This is a genomic window from Pseudomonas sp. B21-041 (assembly GCF_024748675.1).
GTDB classification, from domain to species: Bacteria; Pseudomonadota; Gammaproteobacteria; order Pseudomonadales; family Pseudomonadaceae; genus Aquipseudomonas; species Aquipseudomonas neuropathica.
In genome coordinates this window covers 6085718-6105031 of record NZ_CP087175.1, presented here as the reverse complement: position 1 = coordinate 6105031, position 19314 = coordinate 6085718, and the positions used below count along the sequence as shown (strand labels likewise).

The following is a 19314-nucleotide window of genomic DNA, read 5'->3' as shown; positions in this document are numbered from 1 at the left end:
CTGCTATGCTGGTTTGACCGTGTTGCATTGACGCCGAGCGCCAGCCAAGAGAGAGCCCGTCATGTCCCAGTTGCCGTCCCTGAGCCAGTTACGCGATCCCGATGCCTTCCTGCGCCGTCACCTCGGCCCCGATGCAGCCGAGCAACAGGCGATGCTCGACAGCCTTGGCCTCGGTAGTCGAATTGAACTGATCGAGCAAACGGTGCCGCCAGGCATTCGCTTCAATCGCGCGCTCGAGCTGCCACCCGCGCTGGATGAACAAGCCGCGCTGGCCAAGCTGCGCAGTTACGCCGAGCAGAATCAGGTCTGGACCAGCCTGATCGGTATGGGCTACCACGGCACCCTGACGCCAACCGTCATCCTGCGCAATGTGCTGGAAAATCCCGGCTGGTACACCGCGTACACGCCGTATCAACCGGAGATCGCTCAAGGCCGGCTCGAAGCGCTGTTGAATTTCCAGCAACTGACCATCGACCTCACCGGCCTCGAGTTGGCCAACGCTTCGCTGCTCGATGAAGCGACGGCGGCTGCCGAAGCCATGGCACTCGCCAAGCGTGTGGCGAAGTCGAAGAGCAATCTGTTTTTCGTCGATGAGAACTGCCACCCGCAAACCATTTCCGTGGTGCAGACCCGTGCCGAAGGCTTCGGTTTCGAGCTGATCATCGACGCTGTGGATAACTTGAAACAACATCAGGTGTTCGGCGCATTGCTGCAGTATCCCGACACCCACGGCGAGATTCACGATCTGCGGCCATTGATCGACCACCTGCATGCGCAACAGGCGCTGGCTTGTGTCGCGACGGATTTATTGAGTCTGCTGTTGCTGACGCCGCCGGGCGAGTTGGGTGCCGATGTAGTGTTCGGTTCCTCCCAGCGATTCGGCGTGCCGATGGGATACGGCGGGCCGCACGCAGCATTCTTTGCTAGCCGCGAGGAATACAAACGGGCGATTCCCGGGCGGATCATCGGCGTGTCGAAGGACGCTCGGGGTAACGTCGCATTGCGCATGGCGCTGCAAACCCGCGAACAACATATTCGTCGTGAGAAGGCCAATTCGAACATCTGTACCGCACAAGTCCTGCTGGCCAACATTGCCAGTTTCTACGCGGTCTATCACGGCCCGGAAGGCTTGAAGCGCATCGCCCAGCGCACGCATCGACTGACCTGCATTTTGGCGGCTGGGCTTGAGCGCAAGGGCATCAGTCGGGTCAACGCACAATTCTTCGACACGCTGACGCTGGACGTCGGCGGTGCGCAAACGGCGATCATCGAGAGTGCCCAGGCTGCGCAGATAAATCTGCGGATTCTCGGGCGCGGTCGGGTCGGGTTGAGTCTCGATGAGACCTGCGATGAACGCACCGTGGCGAATTTGTTCGATGTGCTGCTCGGTGCCGATCATGGGTTGAACGTCGAGGAACTCGACGCCGAAACCCTTTATTCCGGTATCCCCGACAATCTCCAGCGCAACACCCCTTACCTGCGTCACCCGGTGTTCAACGCCCATCACAGCGAAACCGAGATGCTGCGTTATCTCAAGCAACTGGAGAACAAGGATCTGGCGCTCAATCAGTCGATGATCCCGCTGGGCTCGTGCACGATGAAACTCAACGCCACCAGCGAAATGATCCCGATTACCTGGCCGCAATTCGCCGACCTGCATCCGTTCGTGCCGCGTGAGCAGGCGGTCGGTTATACGCTGATGATCGAGGAGCTGGAGCGCTGGCTGTGCGCAATCACCGGGTTCGATGCGATCTGCATGCAGCCCAACTCCGGCGCTCAGGGCGAGTACGCCGGGTTGCTAGCGATCCGCAAATACCACGAAAGCCGTCAGCAGGGGGCGCGGGAGATCTGCCTGATTCCGTCCTCGGCCCATGGCACCAACCCGGCCTCGGCGCAAATGGCCGGGATGCGCGTAGTGATCGTCGAGTGCGACGAGGCGGGCAACGTCGATCTGGAGGATCTGAAAGCGAAAGCCGCCGAGGCTGGGGATAAGTTGTCGTGCCTGATGGCGACCTATCCGTCGACCCACGGTGTGTACGAGGAGGGCATCAGCGAGATCTGCGAGGTTATCCACAAGTACGGCGGTCAGGTCTACATGGACGGCGCCAACCTCAATGCGCAGGTCGGGCTGGCGCGGCCGGCGGACATCGGCGCCGACGTGTCGCACATGAATTTGCACAAGACCTTCTGCATCCCTCACGGCGGCGGTGGGCCGGGCATGGGGCCGATCGGCATTCGCGCGCATCTGGCACCGTTTGTCGCCAATCACCCGGTGGTGCCAATTGAAGGGCCGCTGGCGCAGAACGGCGCGGTCAGCGCGGCGCCCTGGGGCAGCGCGAGCATTCTGCCGATCAGCTGGATGTACATCGCCATGATGGGCCCGCAATTGGCGGATGCCAGCGAGGTGGCGATTCTGGCGGCGAACTATCTGGCGCAGCATTTATCCGGCGCATTCCCGGTGTTGTACACCGGGCGCAACGGGCGGGTCGCTCACGAATGCATTCTCGACCTGCGGCCCTTAAAGGCGCTGACCGGGATCAGCGAAGAAGACGTCGCCAAGCGCCTGATGGATTACGGCTTCCATGCGCCGACCATGTCCTTCCCGGTGCCGGGCACGTTGATGGTCGAGCCGACCGAGAGCGAATCGAAGGCTGAACTGGATCGTTTTATCGGTGCGATGCTGAGCATTCGTGCAGAAATCACTGAAGTGCAAAACGGCAACTGGCCGGCCGAGGACAACCCGTTGAAACGGGCGCCGCATACCCTGGCGGATGTCACCGGGGTTTGGGAGAGACCCTACAGCATCGAGCAGGGCATCACCCCGGATGCGCACACCAAGGCGCACAAGTATTGGCCGGCGGTGAATCGGGTGGATAACGTTTACGGCGATCGCAACCTGTTCTGCGCCTGCGTACCGGTGGATGATTACCGCTGATATGTAGGTTCACACAGTTCCCCTGTAGGAGTGAGCCTGCTCGCGATAGCGGTGTATCAGGCAAATTCTCCGGTGACTGATTCACCGCTATCGCGAGCAGGCTCACTCCTACAAGGGATTGTGGTAAGCCTGAAATCCGGGCAAAAAAATGCCGCTCTGTTGAGCGGCATTTTTGCTTCGGCGAACGGCTTACTCGGAAGCCACGGCGTTCTTCGCCAGGATCGCATTCGCCAATTCCATATCGGTCGCCTGAAGGCCCGGATTGTCGGCGCGGACTTTCTGCATCGCCGCTTCCAGATACGGTCCGCGAATGCCGCCATCACTGGCAACGAAGCTGCCGGCATCGTCCTGTGCGGCGATGATCAGCTTGTGATCCTTGAAGGTCAGGTAGGTCGAACCGGTAGTGGCACCGGACGAGATGACGTTACGCCAAAAGCTGTCCGCCATGGCCGAACCAACGGGAAGGGACAGCAAGGCCAGAGTGGCGACAGCAAGTTTGAGACGCATGATGAGATGACTCCAGGGGGTTAACTAGGGCCTTGGATCGCCATTCCCTGATCCGGTTCCGTGGCGGCTTATTTCTGCTCGCTCTGCGGCGTCACCCGCAGCACTTCTTCCACCGTCGTCAGCCCTGCTGCGACTTTCTGTGCCCCGGACAGACGCAAACTGCGCATGCCTTCCTTGAACGCCTGCCGACGAATCGCCGTGAGGTCGGCGTCCGGGGTGATGAACGCCTTGAGGCTGTCGCTCAGTTGCATGATCTCGTAGACCCCGGCGCGGCCGTGATAACCGGTGTCGCGGCATTCCACGCAACCAATGGCACGTTGTGCATTGCCCGGCAGCGGCGCCTGCCACGGGCGGGTCAGGGTTTGCCAGTCTTCCTCTGCCAGCGTCAGCGGTGCCTTGCAATGCGGGCACAAGGTCCGCACCAGGCGCTGGGCCATGACCCCGAGCACGGTGGCTTTGATCAGGTAGTGCGGCACGCCGAGTTCGAGCAGACGACTGATCGCGCTGGGGGCGTCGTTGGTGTGCAGGGTCGACAGCACCAAGTGTCCGGTGAGCGCCGCCTGAATCGCCATTTCAGCGGTTTCAAGGTCACGGATCTCGCCGATCATGATGATGTCCGGGTCTTGCCGCATCAGCGCACGCACCCCGGCGGCGAAGCTCAGGTCGATGTTGTGCTGCACCTGCATTTGGTTGAACGCCGGCTCGACCATTTCGATCGGGTCTTCGATGGTGCAGAGGTTCACTTCCGGCGTCGCCAGTTTTTTCAGCGTGGTGTACAGCGTGGTGGTCTTGCCCGAACCGGTCGGCCCGGTGACCAGAATGATGCCGTTGGGCTGGCGGGTCATGTCTTGCCAGCGGCGCAAATCGTCGGCACTGAAACCCAGCTGGTCGAAATCCTTGAGCAGCACTTCCGGGTCGAAAATCCGCATGACCATTTTTTCGCCGAACGCGGTGGGCAGCGTCGAAAGGCGCAGCTCCACTTCACCGCCGTCCGGGGTCTTGGTCTTGACCCGGCCGTCCTGGGGTTTGCGCTTCTCGGCGACGTTCATCCGCCCGAGGCTTTTCAGGCGACTGACAATTGCCATGGTCACCTGCGGCGGGAATTGATAGACGTTGTGCAGCACGCCGTCGATGCGAAAGCGCACCGTGCCTTGTTCACGCCGAGGCTCGATGTGGATATCGCTGGCGCGCTGCTGGAAGGCGTACTGGAACAGCCAGTCGACGATGTTGACGATGTGCGCATCGTTGGCATCCGGCTCCTGATCGCTGGCGCCGAGGTTGAGCAGTTGTTCGAAGTTGCCGAGGTTACCGCTCTGCTGATCGGCATTGCTGGCGCCGCTGACCGATTTGGCCAAGCGGAAGAACTCGACGCTGAAGCGCTGGATATCCGCCGGGTTGGCCACCACCCGTTTGATCGGCAGCTTCAATACGTGGGTGAGATCGGCCTCCCAGCCGGTGACATAAGGCTGGGCACTGGCCACGGTCACCGAATCGCGGTCGACCGCCACGGCGAGAATCTTGTGCCGTTGTGCGAAGGCGTAGGACATCAACGGTGTGATCGCGGCGACGTTGATCTTCAACGGGTCAATACGCAAGTACGGCTGGCCGGCCTGTTGCGCCAGCCACAGGGTCAGGCTTTCCAGGTCGAGGTGTTTGCCTGGCCGGCTGAGGTCGTCGAGTTGCTGGCTGGCGATGAACTCCAGCGGATGCATCTGAGCATGAGCCGCGAGACGGCGGCGGGCATTCAGCGCCTGCTCGGCCGCGTCCTGGCAAATAAACCCTTGGGCGACCAGTTCACGCAGCACTTCGTTGAGTTCCAGCCAGCGGTCCTGAGTGGCAAGTTGAACGGACATGCGGGCTTCCTTTTGAGCGACAGTGCGCAAAAGGATAGTCGCGGCCCCGCAGACCGTTGGGCCACTACCCGACGAAGCCGTTGCCGAACTTGTCAGCCGGCCGCTTGCGTCCGCGCATCCCAAGCGCTGTCGGCGTTTTGCAGATTGACCGAGCAGACGCTGATCAGGTTACGAAGTTTTTCCGCGATCACTTGCGCGCGATGCCAACTGAGACCGCCCATGACCAGGTCGATCGACAGCAGATCATCCATGCGCTGCACATTGACCTGCTCCGGTGTGAGGAATTGCAGGGCGAACAGGTTGAGCACCCGCACCAGCAAGTCGGGCTCGGCTTCGGCGAGGATCTGATACTGCGCCAGGCAATGGGCGTTGTTGACGTTCCAGACATCGGCGCGGGTTGGCACGGTGGTGACGGCTTCGAGGTGCGGCATGACGAGTCTCCAAAATCTCTGGAGGAATTTTTACATTCGTCGCGGGGTATTTCTTGGCTATGATCGGCGTTATTGGCGATTGATCGAAATGATCAATTCGCGGAATTACGTAATCGAGGTTTTTCTATGCACAGTGAGCTGGACAGCTACGACCGCAAGATTCTCGCCTTGCTGCAAGAGGACGCTTCACTGTCGAGCGCGCAGATCGCCGAGCAGGTCGGCCTGTCGCAATCACCGTGCTGGCGACGGATTCAGCGGATGAAGGAGGAGGGCATCATTCGTGGCCAGGTGACCTTGCTCGATCGCAAGAAGATTGGCCTGAACACGCAGATCTTCGCCGAGATCAAACTCAACGCGCACGGGCGTTCGAACTTCACTGAGTTCACCGAAGCGATTCGTGGCTTTCCGGAAGTGCTGGAATGTTATGTGCTGATGGGGGCGGTGGATTTTTTGCTGCGGATTGTTGCGGCGGACATCGAGGCGTATGAGCGATTCTTTTTCGAGAAGCTGTCGCTGGTGCCGGGGATTCAGGAAGTGAATTCGATTGTGGCGTTGTCGGAGATCAAGTCCACCACCAGTTTGCCTGTCTGACCCTGATCGTTCCCACGCGGAGCGTGGGAACGATCATCAACGGGGGCAGCCCCCCGCCACAGGGTCATCACATACGCAGGAGCATTTTCCATGCGCGATTCTGGTAAACCGCAATCGCCTGTTGCTTGCGCGCGTCGAGCAGTTCGTCAGTGATCGTCGGCTCGTTGGCCAGTTGCGCCAACTTGTTCAGCTCGCCGTACAGACGATCCATTTCCGGGATTTCCAGCACGTTGCGCGCGTGGTGCAGCCAGACCTGAATGCGCTCGATACGCGGCAGTTGTTCAGCCAGATCTTCCGGCTGCTGCTGATAGCGCTGCAATTGCAGGGCCGTAGCTTCTTCGCCCAACAGGCGCGGCAACCAGCTATGCAACTGCGCACCGCCCTGACGATTGCCGCGAACGTTGCGGTCGGCGGTCCAGGTACGGGCCAGCAACCAGCGTGACGTGCTCAGCGAGAACAGACCCCAGCGCGGATCTTCCAGTTCTTCGAGGAACTGCTCCGGCGCAGCCTTGCGTACGTCTTCATCTTCGATGCCGGCCTGTACCAGCGGACGCCAGTCTTCCAGCAATGCATCAAGCGCGACGCGCAAATCGTGAGTCGACTGACGCGGCGCGGCCTGGCCGAGGCTGCTGAGCAGGGCGCGCATTTCCGCGAGGTTCTCGACCCAGTCGAGCAACAGGCGCCAGTGGCCGTTGAAACGGTACTGTTCGGCCAGACGCTGGCTGCTGCCGAGCAAATGCCAGCTCAGCGCGGCGAAGGCGTCGTCGAGTTGGGTTTCCGGGGTCAGCTCCGGCGCCGGCAGGCTCAACGAGTAGCTGTTGGCGTCGTATAGACGGTAGCCGCGCTCAGCCTTGCTGATGTCACACGGCATCAACGCCAGGGTTTCAGCCAGTTCGGCGGCCAGTTCCAGCAGCGCGGCAGGCTCGCCTTCGCGCAGCTCCAGTTCCAGCTCGCAGATTTCTTCTTTCTGCTTGCCTACCACAACGTGACCGAGATCCAGCGCGGCTTCGATGACCACTTTGGTCTTGCCACGGCCCCAGGCGATTTCGGCGCGCTCGCGGACGAAGTCGGTGGTGAAGATCGGCTTCAGGGTTTTCTTGTCCAGCTCGGCCAGCGACTCGGGCCAGCATTCGCCGTCGAGTTTTTTCACGTCGAGCTTGGCTTTCGGCAACTTCCAGTCGTATTCATTGCGTTCGGACAGACCAGCAACGCTCTGGCCTCGGGTCTTGAGGGTCTGAATCACTTCGTCACCGTCCTTGCGCAGGCGCAGGGCGACTTTGGCCTGGGCCAGATCGCGCTCGGGGGTGTCGAAGTACTGGTTCATCAACTCACGGCGTTCCCAGCCACTTTTGTTGCGTTTTTTCAGTAACGGGTGCTCGCGCAGGGCGGCGAGGGTTTCGCGGCTGACGCGGAGTTTGATTTCGGTTTCTTTCTGCATGGCCGGAAAATCCAGGATCGGGAGCGCAGCCGGGGAATATGTGGCTGCCAAGGCCGTGCAGTGTACAGGACTGATTCGTCCTACGCCCTGCGACGGTTTATTCCTGACGCCGGATGGTTCTATGATGGACTTCAAATCGGGAGTTGGAGTCAGCGATGCCTTTGCCGTCCATGCAAGACCAGTTCGCTGCGCTGATCGCCGCGCCATCGGTCAGCTGTACCCAACCGAACCTCGACCAATCCAACCGCGCGGTGATCGATTTGCTCGCCGGCTGGCTGGGCGACCTGGGTTTCAATTGCGATATCCAGCAGGTCAGCCCCGGCAAATTCAATCTGCTCGCCAGTTTCGGCAGCGGCCCCGGCGGGCTGGTGCTGGCCGGACACAGCGACACGGTGCCGTACGACGATGCGTTGTGGCAGACCAATCCGCTGAAGCTGACTGAAGTCGATGGCCGTTGGGTCGGCTTGGGCAGTTGCGACATGAAGGGCTTCTTCGCGTTGATCATCGAAGCGGTGCAACCGCTGCTTGAGCAACCGTTCAAACAACCGCTGTTGATCCTCGCCACTTGCGATGAAGAAAGCTCGATGTCCGGTGCCCGCGCATTGGCCGAGGCCGGGCGTCCAATCGGCCGCGCAGCGGTGATCGGCGAGCCGACCGGGCTCAAACCGATCCGCATGCACAAAGGCATCATGATGGAGCGCATCGACATTCTCGGGCAGAGCGGCCATTCGTCGGATCCGCGTCTGGGCCATAGCGCGCTCGAAGCCATGCACGATGCGATCGGCGAACTGCGCGGCCTGCGTCTGCTGTGGCAGCGTGAATTCAACAATCCGCAGTTCAGCGTGCCGCAACCGACGATGAACTTCGGCTGCATCCACGGCGGCGACAATCCCAACCGTATCTGCGGCCAGTGTTCGCTGGAGTTCGATCTGCGGCCATTGCCGGGTATGGACCCGAAAGTCCTGCGTGCGGAGATTCTGCGCAAACTCAACCCGGTGGCTGAGCGGCATCAGGTGAAGATCGACTACAAACCTTTGTTCCCGGAAGTGCCGTCGTTCGAGCAGTCTGAAGATGCCGAACTGGTGCGCATCGCCGAAAAGCTCACCGGCCACTGCGCCGAAGCAGTAGCGTTCGGCACCGAAGCGCCTTATCTTCAGCGCCTTGGTTGCGAAACCATCGTGCTTGGCCCCGGTGACATTGCCTGTGCGCATCAGCCCGGCGAGTACCTTGAAATGTCACGTTTGCAGCCTACCGTGCATCTATTACGGCAACTGATTGAACATTACTGCCTGAAGAATTGAACGCATCCCTTGTAGGAGCTGCCGAAGGCTGCGATCTTTTGCTTTTGTTTCAGAAGATCAAAAGATCGCAGCCTGCGGCAACTCCTACAGGGGCAAGTCGTTAAATTAGTGGGAATCCAACCCGTATTCATGAGGAGAGCACGCGTGTCGCCAAGCCTGTTCCGACGATAACCATCAGCCCGCTGTGCGTTTTCCGTTTCGCCCCTTTTTCGGCTGCTATTTATTACAGGCCCAGGTTCATGCCCGAATACGTCAATTGGCTTCGTCACGCGTCTCCTTACATCAATGCCCACCGCGACTGCACCTTCGTCGTCATGCTGCCTGGCGACGGCGTGGAGCATCCGAATTTCGGCAACATCGTCCACGACATCGTCCTGCTGCACAGCCTCGGCGTGCGCCTGGTGCTGGTGCACGGTTCGCGCCCGCAGATTGAAACCCGCCTCGCCGCCCGTGGCCTGACCCCGCATTACCACCACGGCATGCGCATCACCGATGCCGCAACCCTGGAATGTGTGATCGATGCAGTCGGCCAATTGCGCATTGCCATCGAAGCGCGCCTGTCGATGGACATGGCTTCGTCGCCGATGCAGGGCTCGCGTCTGCGCGTGGCCAGCGGCAACCTCGTTACCGCGCGGCCGATCGGTGTGCTGGAAGGCGTCGACTATCACCACACCGGCGAAGTGCGCCGGGTCGACCGCAAGGGCATCAATCGCCTGCTCGACGAGCGTTCGATCGTGTTGCTGTCGCCTTTGGGCTACTCGCCGACCGGTGAAATCTTCAACCTCGCCTGCGAAGACGTCGCCACCCGCGCCGCTATCGACCTGGGCGCTGACAAGCTGCTGCTGTTCGGTGCTGATCTCGGTCTGATCGACGAGAACGGCAAACTGGTGCGTGAGTTGCGTCCACAGCAAGTGCCGGCGCATTTACAGCGTCTGGGCAGCAGCAACTATCAGGCAGAGCTTCTGGATGCCGCTGCCGAGGCTTGCCGTGGCGGCGTGGCGCGCAGCCATATCGTCAGTTACGCCGAAGACGGCGCGCTGCTGACCGAGCTGTTCACCCGTGACGGTGGCGGTACGCTGGTCGCGCAAGAGCAATTCGAACTGGTGCGTGAGGCGGCGATTGAAGACGTCGGCGGTTTGCTCGACTTGATCAGCCCGCTGGAAGAGCAGGGGATTCTGGTGCGTCGTTCGCGCGAAGTGCTGGAGCGTGAGATCGAGCAGTTCAGCGTGGTCGAGCGTGAAGGCATGATCATCGCCTGCGCGGCGCTGTATCAGATTGCCGATTCCGATGCCGGTGAGCTGGCGTGCCTGGCGGTGAACCCGGAGTACCGCCATGGCGGTCGCGGTGATGAACTGCTGGAGCGCATTGAAACCCGTGCGCGGGCGCAAGGTTTGAAGACGCTGTTCGTCCTCACCACACGCACCGCGCACTGGTTCCGTGAGCGTGGGTTCGAGCCAAGCAGCGTTGAACGCCTACCAGCGGCGCGGGCTTCGTTGTACAACTTCCAGCGCAATTCGAAAATCTTCGAAAAAACCCTTTAACCGAGTTGCTCCATTCGCGAGCAGGCTCGCTCCCACTCCTGTGGGAGCGACGGTGCGACGATTCGACCTGCTCGCGAAGCTTTTATTGCGCCACAAACTTCGCGCTGACATACGGCGAATAATCCGGCAGCACCGTTTCAACCTTGCCCTGCTCCTTCAAAAACTTCGCCGTCTCGCCAATCGCTTTCGCCGTGCCGCCATCCAGCAGCGCCGTGGTTTGCTGCGCCTTGGCGTCCGGGAACGCCGACCCTGCGAGCAATTCCGGCACATCAGCGGCATTGGCACCGGTCAGTTTGGCGATTTTCTGTACCGGCACCGAGTCAGCCGTCCAGCTGTCTTTATGCGCCGCGTAATCGGCAAATGAATCCAGCGTAACCTTGGCGAACTTCGCGACAACGTCAGGATGCTTCTCGGCGAAGTCCTTGCGCGCGACCCAGACCTCGAAGGTCGGCGCGCCCCATTGGCCCACTTGCGCCGCATCGGTCAGGGTCTTGCCGGTCTTGCGAATTTCCCCAAGCGCCGGCGACCAGACAAACGCACCATCGATATCCCCACGTTTCCACGCGGCAGCGATTTCTGCAGGTTGCAGGTTCACCACTTTGACTTTCGAGGCGTCCAGGCCCCAGTGCTTGAGGGCGCCGAGCAAGCTGTAGTGTGAGGTGGAGACGAAAGGTGTGGCGATGGTTTTGCCGACCAGATCCTGCGGTGTGTTAATGCCGCTGCCATTGCGCACCACCAAGGCTTCGGCGGCATTGATCTGTGCCGAAACGATGAACGCCACAATCGGCAGATTGCGCGAAGCGGCAGCGGCCAACGGGCTGGAGCCAAGGTTGCCGATCTGCACATCACCGGAAGCAATGGCTGTCACAACTTCCGGGCCACTGTTGAAGCGGCGCCAGTCGATTTTCTCGCCGATGGTTTTCTCGTAGACGCCGTCGGCTTGGGGGACTTTGCTCGGGTCGATACCGGTTTGATAGCCGACGGTGAGGTTGGCGGCATGGGCGGAAAAACTAATCATCGCCGACACACAAACTGTAACAAATTGACTAGATAGTGCGCGTTTGGCCATCATGGCGTCGCCTTTTCGATAGGGTTTGACGAATTGCGGTTGCGCCAAAGCTAATCGATATAAAAAAAGGCCAACAAATACCATTTAGGAATGAGCTTAGTCGCCGATACGCTGTTTCCCGGCGGAGGTGGCAAGATACTGGCCATATTCCGAAATGGTATGAAAAAGAATGAATAAATTCTTTTTGGGTTTATCAGGAAATCTTTACTCTGCACGGACCAAATCACTGCGATTAGACCTTGGTCGTAGACACACAAGGTTACGATTGACTTGTCAGTCACGGTCTGGCGCTAATCGCGCATCTTAGGACCCAGGGCATCAGACCCAGGGCCAGGAACACAAGAATTAGAAACGAGAGGAGCTTTACATGAACAAGTCCACCTTGGCCCTGGCTGTGGCCGTAGGGGTTATGGCGCAGCAGGCAGGCGCCGCCGGTTTCATCGAAGACAGCAAAGCTACTTTGGGGCTGCGTAACTTCTACATCAACACTGACAACCGTGATGGCGATACCAAGGCTGCCGGCGCTCAGAACAAGCAAGAAGAATGGGGCCAAGGCTTCGATCTGCGCTTCATCTCCGGCTACACCCAAGGCACCGTAGGCTTCGGTATCGACGCTATCGGTCTGTTGGGCGTGCGTCTGGATTCGGGTGGCGGCACCAACGGCGCCTCGAAGACCTCCTACGGCGGCACCGTTTTCCCAAGCGAATCCAACGGTAAAGCGGTTAATGACTTCTCCAGCCTGGGTCTGACGGCCAAAGCCAAGATCTCCCAGACTGAACTGAAGCTCGGCACTCTGCAGCCAAAACTGCCGGTTATCGTGACCAACGACGGTCGTCTTCTGCCGCAAACCTTCCAGGGTGGCCAGATCACTTCCAATGAGATCAAGGATCTGACGCTGGTTGCTGGTCAAATCGAGCACGCCAAGGGCCGTAACTCCAGCAACAACGAAGAGTTGTCGATTGCTGGCTCCAACGCTCACACCGCTGCCGGTCGTGACAGCAACAAGTTCATCTACGGTGGTGGTGACTACAAAATCACCAAAGACCTGACTGCCCAGTACTACTACGGCAACTTGCAGGATTACTACAAGCAGCACTTCCTCGGTCTGGTGCACAACTGGGCAATCGGCCCGGGTGTGTTGAAGTCTGACTTCCGTTACTTCAACAGCCGTGACGATGGCGCCAACGGTAACGACCCTGCCTATTACACCACCGGTGACTACGGCACTGGCATCACCAAAGGTAAAGTCGACAACAACCTGTACAGCGGCTTGTTCCTGTACACCGTTGAAGGTCACACCTTCGGTGGCGGTTATCAGGTCAGCAACGGCAACAGCGACTTCCCTTGGCTGAACCAGGGTGACGGCTCGTCGGCTTACATCACTACCGACATGCAGATTGCCAAATTCGCCCGCGCTGGCGAGCGTACCTGGCAAGCTCGCTACTCGTACGACTTCGCCAAAGTTGGCGTACCTGGCCTGACCGCCGGTGTGGTTTACCTGCGTGGCGATAACATCGACACCACCGGTAAAGTCGGCGACCGCCAAGTCAGCACCAACGCGACCGGCCGTTCCGAGTGGGAACGCGACCTGACCATCGGTTACGTCGTACCAGAAGGCCCGCTGAAAAACGTTGGCGTGATGTGGAAAAACGCCATGTGGCGCAACGACATCCCAGGTCAGCGCGACCAGGATGAAAACCGCCTGATCGTCAGCTACTCGATCCCGCTGCTGTAATAGCGCGCCTCGATTCGCTGATGTAAAAAAGCCCCGTCCGGCATCGCGCCGGACGGGGCTTTTGCGTTTTCGAGTCAGGCCCACCCCCGTAAGCCATCCCCGATTTCCCTCTTTACAGCAACTCAAGGCCTTCTCGAACCTTGCGACCGATATTCGTCGGGATGCCTGCCAGCGTCCAGTGAACAGATGTTTAATATTCACTTATGATCTAGATATCTCATTATTTATTCTTTTTCATGATGGCAAATCACGGGCTACAGTTGAGGTCTCGAACAACTCATCAGGAGCAGCACCATGAGCCTCAGACTCGGCGACATCGCCCCCGATTTCGAACAGGATTCCAGCGCCGGCAAGATTCGTTTCCACGAATGGCTGGGCGATAGCTGGGGCGTGCTGTTCTCCCACCCGGCGGACTTTACTCCGGTGTGCACCACTGAGCTGGGCTTCACCGCCAAGCTCAAGGATGAGTTCAGCAAGCGCGGCGTCAAAGCCATCGCGCTGTCGGTCGACCCGGTGGATTCGCACCACAAGTGGATCGAAGACATCAACGAAACCCAGAACACCATCGTCAACTTCCCGATCCTCGCCGATGCCGATCGCAAGGTTTCGGATCTGTATGACCTGATCCATCCGAACGCAAACGACACGCTGACCGTGCGTTCGCTGTTCGTGATCGATCCGAACAAGAAGATTCGCCTGACCATCACCTACCCGGCAAGCACCGGGCGTAATTTCCACGAGATTCTGCGGGTGATCGATTCGCTGCAGCTCACCGACAACTACAAGGTAGCCACCCCGGCCAACTGGCAGGACGGTGAGGAGGTGGTGATCGTGCCGTCGCTCAAGGATGAGGAAGAGATCAAGCAGCGCTTTCCGAAGGGTTATCGCGCGGTGAAACCGTACCTGCGCCTGACGCCGCAGCCGAACAAGTGATCTCACCGGGCAGATCGTTCCCACGCTCTGCGTGGGAATGCCGCCCGTGACGCTCCGCGTCACAGTGGACGCGGAGCGTCCATGGATTCATTCCCACGCAGAGCGTGGGAACGATCAGTGGTAGCTACTAAGCAGGGGATTTCAGGCCGTTTCGACGGCCTTTTTTTTCGCCCGAAACAAAGCGAATCGCATATCTCCAAAATGCATAACCAAATGAATAAATATGATTTATGGATATATAAATCAGCTGGTAAGGTCACTCCATCGAAGCGAGATTGCAACCCGCGAATCGCCTGAAACGCTTAAGGAATTGTCTCAATGCTGGTCGTCTCACTCGGTGGCAGTCCCAGCCTGCGCTCCCGTTCCGGGGTGCTGCTGGAACGCTCGCAACGCTGGTTGCAGGCGCAAGGGGTGGAAGTGGTGAGTTATCAGGTGCGGGACTTCCCGGCCGAAGATTTGCTTCACGCCCGCTTCGACAGCCCGAAGGTGCTCGACCTGCTGCAACAGATCGAAAACGCCGACGGCCTGTTGATCGCCACGCCGGTGTACAAGGCTTCGTTTTCCGGCGCGTTGAAGACGTTGCTGGATCTGCTCCCGGAGCGTGCCCTGAACCACAAGATTGTTTTGCCAATGGCCACCGGCGGCAGCATCGCCCACATGCTGGTGGTCGATTACGCGCTCAAGCCTGTGTTGTCCGCGCTGAAAGCCCAGGAAATGCTCCAAGGGATTTTCGCCGAGGACAGCCAGATCGCTTACGGCGAAGGCAGTGCCGCAGCACAACTGGCACCGGCGCTGGAGCAGCGACTGCATGAAGCGCTGGATCAGTTTGTCGGCGCCATGGCCCGCCGGCCGAAACCGCTGGAACCGGGCCTGTTGAACGAACGTTTGTTGAGTGCTCGCTGGAGCATTTAAGCCACACCCGCATTTGATGTAACTCACCTTACTTCGCCGCTAACGGTCAAGCAGGTGCAGCCAAAACCCAACAGCAAAAAGGAGAGCGCTATGCGCACTGTATTTTTGCGTCGTGGTCTGGTCGCTCTGTTTGCTGCGGCTGTCACCTTCGGCGCCATCACTCAAGCTCAAGCCGAGACCCTTCGCATCGGTTATCAGAAATACGGCACGCTGGTGCTGCTCAAAGCCAAGGGCACTTTGGAAAAACGTCTGGCCGCTCAAGGCGTCGACGTGCAATGGACTGAGTTCCCCGGTGGCCCGCAACTGTTGGAAGGCCTGAACGTCGGCTCGATCGACTTCGGTGTCACCGGCGAAACCCCGCCCGTCTTCGCTCAGGCGGCCGGCGCCGATCTGCTTTACGTTGCCTACGAACCGCCAGCGCCGAACAGCGAAGCGATCCTTGTGCCGAAAGACTCGCCGATCAAATCGGTAGCTGATCTCAAGGGCAAGAAAGTCGCCCTGAACAAAGGTTCCAACGTGCACTACCTGCTGGTGCGCGCACTGGAAGACGCCGGCCTCAAATACACCGACATTCAAACCGTATTCCTACCGCCGGCCGATGCTCGCGCTGCGTTCGAACGTGGCAGCGTCGACGCCTGGGTCATCTGGGATCCGTATCAGGCTGCGGCCGAGAAACAACTGCAAGCGCACACCCTGCGTGACGGCAAAGGCATCGTCGACAACCACCAGTTCTACCTCGCGACCAAGCCTTACGCACAGAAAAATCCCGAGGTGATCAAGACCCTCGTGGAAGAAGTGCGCGCCGTTGGCGAGTGGTCCAAAGCCAACCCTGAAGACGTGACCCAACAGGTTGCGCCACTGCTCGGTCTGCCGGCGGACATCACCCTGACCTCGGTCAAGCGCCAGGGCTACGGCGCGCTGTTCCTGACCCCGGAAGTGGTCGCCGCGCAGCAGAAAATCGCGGACACGTTCTTCCAGCTCAAGCTGATTCCCAAGCCGCTGAGCATCAAGGATGTGATCTGGACACCGCCGGCCGCTGTGGCTAAAGCGCAGTAATTCGAATTCCTAAGGAGACCACTCCATGAGCCTCAATATCTTCTGGTTCCTGCCTACCCACGGCGACGGCCATTACCTTGGCACCGCCGAAGGCGCTCGCGCCGTCGACCACGGTTATCTGCAACAGGTCGCGCAAGCGGCGGATCGTCTGGGCTTTGGCGGTGTGCTGATCCCCACCGGCCGCTCTTGCGAAGACTCGTGGCTGGTGGCAGCGTCGCTGATCCCGGTGACCCAGCGTCTGAAGTTCCTCGTGGCTCTGCGCCCCGGGATCATTTCCCCGACGGTGGCGGCGCGACAGGCAGCCACGCTGGATCGTCTGTCCGGCGGGCGTGCGCTGTTCAATCTGGTCACTGGTGGTGACCCGGAAGAATTGGCCGGCGACGGTCTGTTCCTCAGCCACGAAGAACGCTATCAGGCTTCGGTGGAATTCACCCGCATCTGGCGTCGTGTGCTGGAAGGCGAAACCGTGGATTACGACGGTCAGCACATCAGCGTGAAAGGCGCGAAGTTGCTCTATCCGCCGATCCAGCAACCGCGTCCGCCGCTGTACTTTGGTGGCTCCTCGGAAGCGGCGCAGGATCTCGCTGCCGAACAGGTTGAAATGGTTCTGACGTGGGGCGAGCCGCCCGCAGCAGTGGCAGAGAAAATCGAACAGGTACGTGCCAAAGCCGCCAAGCTCGGACGCACCGTGCGCTTCGGCATTCGTCTGCATGTGATCGTTCGCGAAACCAATGCTGAAGCCTGGCAAGCGGCGGATCGGCTGATCTCGCATCTGGACGACGACACCATTGCTCGTGCCCAGGCTTCCCTGGCGCGATTTGATTCGGTCGGCCAGCAACGCATGGCCGCATTGCACGGCGGCAGTCGCGACAACCTCGAAGTCAGCCCTAACCTGTGGGCCGGCGTCGGTCTGGTGCGCGGCGGTGCCGGTACCGCGTTGGTTGGCGATGGCCCGACCGTGGCCGCACGCGTGAAGGAATACGCCGATCTGGGTATCGATACCTTCATCTTCTCCGGTTATCCACACCTCGAAGAGTCGTATCGCGTCGCCGAACTGCTGTTCCCGCACCTCGACATCGAGCGTCCGGAACTACCGAAAAGCGCCGGTTATGTCAGCCCGTTCGGCGAGATGGTCGCCAACGACATTCTTCCCAAAGCCGCGTCGCAGAGCTGAGGCGCGCCATGAAGAAAATCATCCACAGCCTCGCGCCCTGGGCGTTGCCGGTGTTGTTGCTGGCGGTGTGGCAGTTGTCGGTGTCGGCTGGTTGGTTGTCGACACGGATCCTGCCGGCACCGGTGGCGGTGATCGAAGCCGGCGTGAGTCTGGTGCGCAGCGGTGAAATCTGGACGCACCTGGCCATCAGCGGCTGGCGCGCGGCCCTCGGTTTCACCATCGGCGGCAGCATCGGTCTTGCCTTGGGTTTCATCACCGGTCTGTCGAAGTGGGGCGAACGCCTGCTCGACAGTTCGGTGCAGATGATCCGCAACGTGCCGCACCTGGCACTGATTCCGCTGGTGATCCTCTGGTTCGGCATCGACGAGTCGGCGAAGATTTTTCTGGTGGCGCTGGGCACGTTGTTCCCGATTTACCTGAATACCTATCACGGCATCCGCAACGTCGATCCGGCGCTGGTGGAGATGGCGCACAGTTATGGCCTGAGCGGTTTCAGCCTGTTCTGGCAGGTGATTCTGCCGGGTGCGCTGCCTTCGATTCTGGTCGGCGTGCGCTTCGCCCTGGGCTTTATGTGGCTGACGCTGATCGTCGCCGAAACCATTTCGGCCAGCTCGGGCATCGGCTATCTGGCGATGAACGCTCGCGAGTTCCTGCAGACCGACGTGGTGGTGCTGGCGATCCTGCTTTACGCGGTGCTCGGCAAACTCGCTGACCTTGCGGCCCGAGGACTTGAGCGTGTGTGGTTGCGCTGGCACCCGGCGTATCAGGTTGCCAAAGGAGGTGCGGCATGACCGCTCAACAACCTCCACGCCTGCTGCGCGGGATTCCGCTGGCGGTGCGCAACCTGCAGAAAACCTTCGGCCCGCGGAAGGTGTTGCGTGACATCGATCTGCATATTCCGGCTGGGCAGTTTGTCGCCGTGGTCGGGCGCAGTGGCTGTGGCAAAAGTACCTTGCTGCGTTTGCTCGCTGGGCTTGATCAGCCGACTGGCGGCGACTTGCTGGCCGGTTCTGCGCCGCTCAGCGATGCGCGGGAAGACACCCGATTGATGTTCCAGGAAGCACGTCTGCTGCCGTGGAAAAAGATCATCGACAACGTTGGTCTCGGTCTTAAAGGCAACTGGCGCCCGCAAGCGTTAGAGGCGCTGGAAGCGGTGGGTCTGGCGGATCGTGCCAATGAGTGGCCGGCAGCGTTATCTGGCGGACAGAAGCAGCGCGTTGCACTGGCGCGGGCGCTGATCCATCAACCGCGTCTGCTGCTGCTCGACGAACCGCTCGGCGCACTGGACGCACTGACCCGCATTGAAATGCAGCAACTGATCGAGCGTCTCTGGCAGCAACACGGCTTCACCGTGCTGCTGGTGACCCACGACGTCAGTGAAGCGGTGGCGATTGCCGACCGGGTGATTCTGATCGAGGACGGCGAAGTGGGCCTCGATCTGCATGTCGAACTGCCGCGGCCGCGAGTGCGTGGTTCGCACCGACTGGCGGCGCTGGAAACCGAAGTGCTTAACCGTGTTCTCTCCCTGCCCGGCGAACCGCCGGCGCCGGAACCTGTTTCACCACTGCCTACGCAACTGCGTTGGGCTCAATAACTCAAGCAAACGACAGGAATCATTGCCATGACTATCAAAGCCATCAACGTCCGTAACCAGTTCAAAGGCTCGATCAAGGAAATCGTCCTCGGTGACGTGCTGTCGGAAATCGACGTGCAGACCGCTTCCGGCATCGTCACTTCGGTGATCACCACCCGCTCGGTCAAGGAGCTGGAACTGGTGGTCGGCAGCGAAGTGATCGCCTTTGTGAAATCCACCGAGGTGTCGATCGCCAAGCTGTAAG

The 19314-nt window shown here is 59.9% G+C and carries 17 protein-coding genes; 12 read left to right on the top strand and 5 right to left on the bottom strand.

Annotation, left to right across the window (positions count from 1 at the left end):
• Positions 1-61: 61 nt before the first annotated feature.
• The gene (gcvP, locus tag LOY43_RS27270) at positions 62-2935 is read left to right on the top strand and encodes an aminomethyl-transferring glycine dehydrogenase (RefSeq protein WP_220557149.1); all 2874 of its coding nucleotides are present in this window, start codon (positions 62-64) and stop codon (positions 2933-2935) included.
• Positions 2936-3124: 189 nt separating this feature from the next.
• Here the strand turns inward: gcvP and LOY43_RS27265 are convergent, their stop codons facing one another.
• The 3 genes from LOY43_RS27265 to LOY43_RS27255 all read right to left on the bottom strand — a co-directional run bounded on the left by LOY43_RS27265 (position 3125) and on the right by LOY43_RS27255 (position 5726).
• Positions 3125-3445 (bottom strand): DUF2388 domain-containing protein, encoded by a 321-nt coding sequence (locus tag LOY43_RS27265; RefSeq protein WP_171057234.1) that lies wholly within the window; start codon positions 3443-3445, stop codon positions 3125-3127.
• A gap of 65 nt (positions 3446-3510) precedes the next feature.
• Entirely contained in the window at positions 3511-5295 is a 1785-nt protein-coding gene (locus LOY43_RS27260) for a GspE/PulE family protein (RefSeq protein WP_095049400.1), read from the bottom strand.
• 92 nt (positions 5296-5387) lie between these two features.
• Positions 5388-5726: a hypothetical protein gene (locus LOY43_RS27255; RefSeq protein ID WP_095049401.1), complete on the bottom strand. Its 339-nt coding sequence runs from the start codon at positions 5724-5726 to the stop codon at positions 5388-5390.
• A 126-nt stretch (positions 5727-5852) separates the two neighbouring features.
• On the opposite strand from LOY43_RS27255, the gene LOY43_RS27250 reads away from it, so the two are divergent.
• Positions 5853-6317 (top strand): Lrp/AsnC family transcriptional regulator, encoded by a 465-nt coding sequence (locus tag LOY43_RS27250; protein ID WP_016983809.1) that lies wholly within the window; start codon positions 5853-5855, stop codon positions 6315-6317.
• Between the two features lie 67 nt (positions 6318-6384).
• Here LOY43_RS27250 and LOY43_RS27245 read toward each other — a convergent pair whose 3' ends face one another.
• On the bottom strand, positions 6385-7755 hold the full coding sequence (locus LOY43_RS27245) for an inorganic triphosphatase (RefSeq protein WP_220557148.1): 1371 nt from the start codon (positions 7753-7755) through the stop codon (positions 6385-6387).
• Between the two features lie 155 nt (positions 7756-7910).
• Between LOY43_RS27245 and argE the strand changes: the two genes are divergently transcribed.
• Together argE and argA are read left to right on the top strand one after the other, a co-directional pair.
• Complete coding sequence (argE, locus tag LOY43_RS27240; RefSeq protein WP_258708960.1) at positions 7911-9056, top strand: acetylornithine deacetylase; 1146 nt, start codon at positions 7911-7913, stop codon at positions 9054-9056.
• 239 nt (positions 9057-9295) lie between these two features.
• Positions 9296-10597 carry an amino-acid N-acetyltransferase gene (gene argA, locus LOY43_RS27235; RefSeq protein WP_064116338.1) on the top strand — a complete coding sequence of 434 codons (1302 nt, stop codon included), beginning with the start codon at positions 9296-9298 and terminating at the stop codon, positions 10595-10597.
• An 82-nt stretch (positions 10598-10679) separates the two neighbouring features.
• Here argA and tauA read toward each other — a convergent pair whose 3' ends face one another.
• The gene (gene tauA, locus LOY43_RS27230; RefSeq protein WP_371857752.1) at positions 10680-11615 is read right to left on the bottom strand and encodes a taurine ABC transporter substrate-binding protein; all 936 of its coding nucleotides are present in this window, start codon (positions 11613-11615) and stop codon (positions 10680-10682) included.
• A 418-nt stretch (positions 11616-12033) separates the two neighbouring features.
• On the opposite strand from tauA, the gene LOY43_RS27225 reads away from it, so the two are divergent.
• The 8 genes from LOY43_RS27225 to LOY43_RS27190 all read left to right on the top strand — a co-directional run bounded on the left by LOY43_RS27225 (position 12034) and on the right by LOY43_RS27190 (position 19313).
• On the top strand, positions 12034-13401 hold the full coding sequence (locus LOY43_RS27225; RefSeq protein ID WP_220557146.1) for an OprD family porin: 1368 nt from the start codon (positions 12034-12036) through the stop codon (positions 13399-13401).
• 294 nt (positions 13402-13695) lie between these two features.
• Positions 13696-14334 (top strand): peroxiredoxin, encoded by a 639-nt coding sequence (locus tag LOY43_RS27220; RefSeq protein WP_077574963.1) that lies wholly within the window; start codon positions 13696-13698, stop codon positions 14332-14334.
• A gap of 318 nt (positions 14335-14652) precedes the next feature.
• Complete coding sequence (gene ssuE, locus LOY43_RS27215) at positions 14653-15246, top strand: NADPH-dependent FMN reductase (RefSeq protein ID WP_007913832.1); 594 nt, start codon at positions 14653-14655, stop codon at positions 15244-15246.
• A 90-nt stretch (positions 15247-15336) separates the two neighbouring features.
• Positions 15337-16302, top strand: a complete 966-nt coding sequence (locus LOY43_RS27210; RefSeq protein WP_038358995.1) for a sulfonate ABC transporter substrate-binding protein — start codon at positions 15337-15339, stop codon at positions 16300-16302.
• 25 nt (positions 16303-16327) lie between these two features.
• Positions 16328-17476, top strand: coding sequence for an FMNH2-dependent alkanesulfonate monooxygenase (ssuD, locus tag LOY43_RS27205; RefSeq protein ID WP_007939251.1), 1149 nt, complete (start codon positions 16328-16330; stop codon positions 17474-17476).
• An 8-nt stretch (positions 17477-17484) separates the two neighbouring features.
• Positions 17485-18267: an aliphatic sulfonate ABC transporter permease SsuC gene (gene ssuC / locus LOY43_RS27200; protein WP_095049408.1), complete on the top strand. Its 783-nt coding sequence runs from the start codon at positions 17485-17487 to the stop codon at positions 18265-18267.
• The gene (ssuB, locus tag LOY43_RS27195) at positions 18264-19070 is read left to right on the top strand and encodes an aliphatic sulfonates ABC transporter ATP-binding protein (protein WP_258708959.1); all 807 of its coding nucleotides are present in this window, start codon (positions 18264-18266) and stop codon (positions 19068-19070) included. Before ssuC ends, ssuB begins: the two co-directional genes overlap by 4 nt.
• Positions 19071-19097: 27 nt before the next feature.
• Positions 19098-19313: a molybdopterin-binding protein gene (locus LOY43_RS27190; RefSeq protein WP_003229256.1), complete on the top strand. Its 216-nt coding sequence runs from the start codon at positions 19098-19100 to the stop codon at positions 19311-19313.
• Position 19314: the final 1 nt, after the last annotated feature.

Bases quoted from the DNA above. Each gene is read 5' to 3' on its own strand.
- gcvP (WP_220557149.1), top strand. From the start codon at position 62: ATGTCCCAGTTGCCGTCCCTGAGCCAGTTACGCGATCCCGATGCCTTC.
- LOY43_RS27260 (WP_095049400.1), bottom strand. From the start codon at position 5,295: ATGTCCGTTCAACTTGCCACTCAGGACCGCTGGCTGGAACTCAACGAA.
- LOY43_RS27255 (WP_095049401.1), bottom strand. From the start codon at position 5,726: ATGCCGCACCTCGAAGCCGTCACCACCGTGCCAACCCGCGCCGATGTC.
- LOY43_RS27250 (WP_016983809.1), top strand. From the start codon at position 5,853: ATGCACAGTGAGCTGGACAGCTACGACCGCAAGATTCTCGCCTTGCTG.
- LOY43_RS27245 (WP_220557148.1), bottom strand. From the start codon at position 7,755: ATGCAGAAAGAAACCGAAATCAAACTCCGCGTCAGCCGCGAAACCCTC.
- argE (WP_258708960.1), top strand. From the start codon at position 7,911: ATGCCTTTGCCGTCCATGCAAGACCAGTTCGCTGCGCTGATCGCCGCG.
- argA (WP_064116338.1), top strand. From the start codon at position 9,296: ATGCCCGAATACGTCAATTGGCTTCGTCACGCGTCTCCTTACATCAAT.
- tauA (WP_371857752.1), bottom strand. From the start codon at position 11,615: ATGATTAGTTTTTCCGCCCATGCCGCCAACCTCACCGTCGGCTATCAA.
- LOY43_RS27225 (WP_220557146.1), top strand. From the start codon at position 12,034: ATGAACAAGTCCACCTTGGCCCTGGCTGTGGCCGTAGGGGTTATGGCG.
- LOY43_RS27220 (WP_077574963.1), top strand. From the start codon at position 13,696: ATGAGCCTCAGACTCGGCGACATCGCCCCCGATTTCGAACAGGATTCC.
- ssuE (WP_007913832.1), top strand. From the start codon at position 14,653: ATGCTGGTCGTCTCACTCGGTGGCAGTCCCAGCCTGCGCTCCCGTTCC.
- LOY43_RS27210 (WP_038358995.1), top strand. From the start codon at position 15,337: ATGCGCACTGTATTTTTGCGTCGTGGTCTGGTCGCTCTGTTTGCTGCG.
- ssuD (WP_007939251.1), top strand. From the start codon at position 16,328: ATGAGCCTCAATATCTTCTGGTTCCTGCCTACCCACGGCGACGGCCAT.
- ssuC (WP_095049408.1), top strand. From the start codon at position 17,485: ATGAAGAAAATCATCCACAGCCTCGCGCCCTGGGCGTTGCCGGTGTTG.
- ssuB (WP_258708959.1), top strand. From the start codon at position 18,264: ATGACCGCTCAACAACCTCCACGCCTGCTGCGCGGGATTCCGCTGGCG.
- LOY43_RS27190 (WP_003229256.1), top strand. From the start codon at position 19,098: ATGACTATCAAAGCCATCAACGTCCGTAACCAGTTCAAAGGCTCGATC.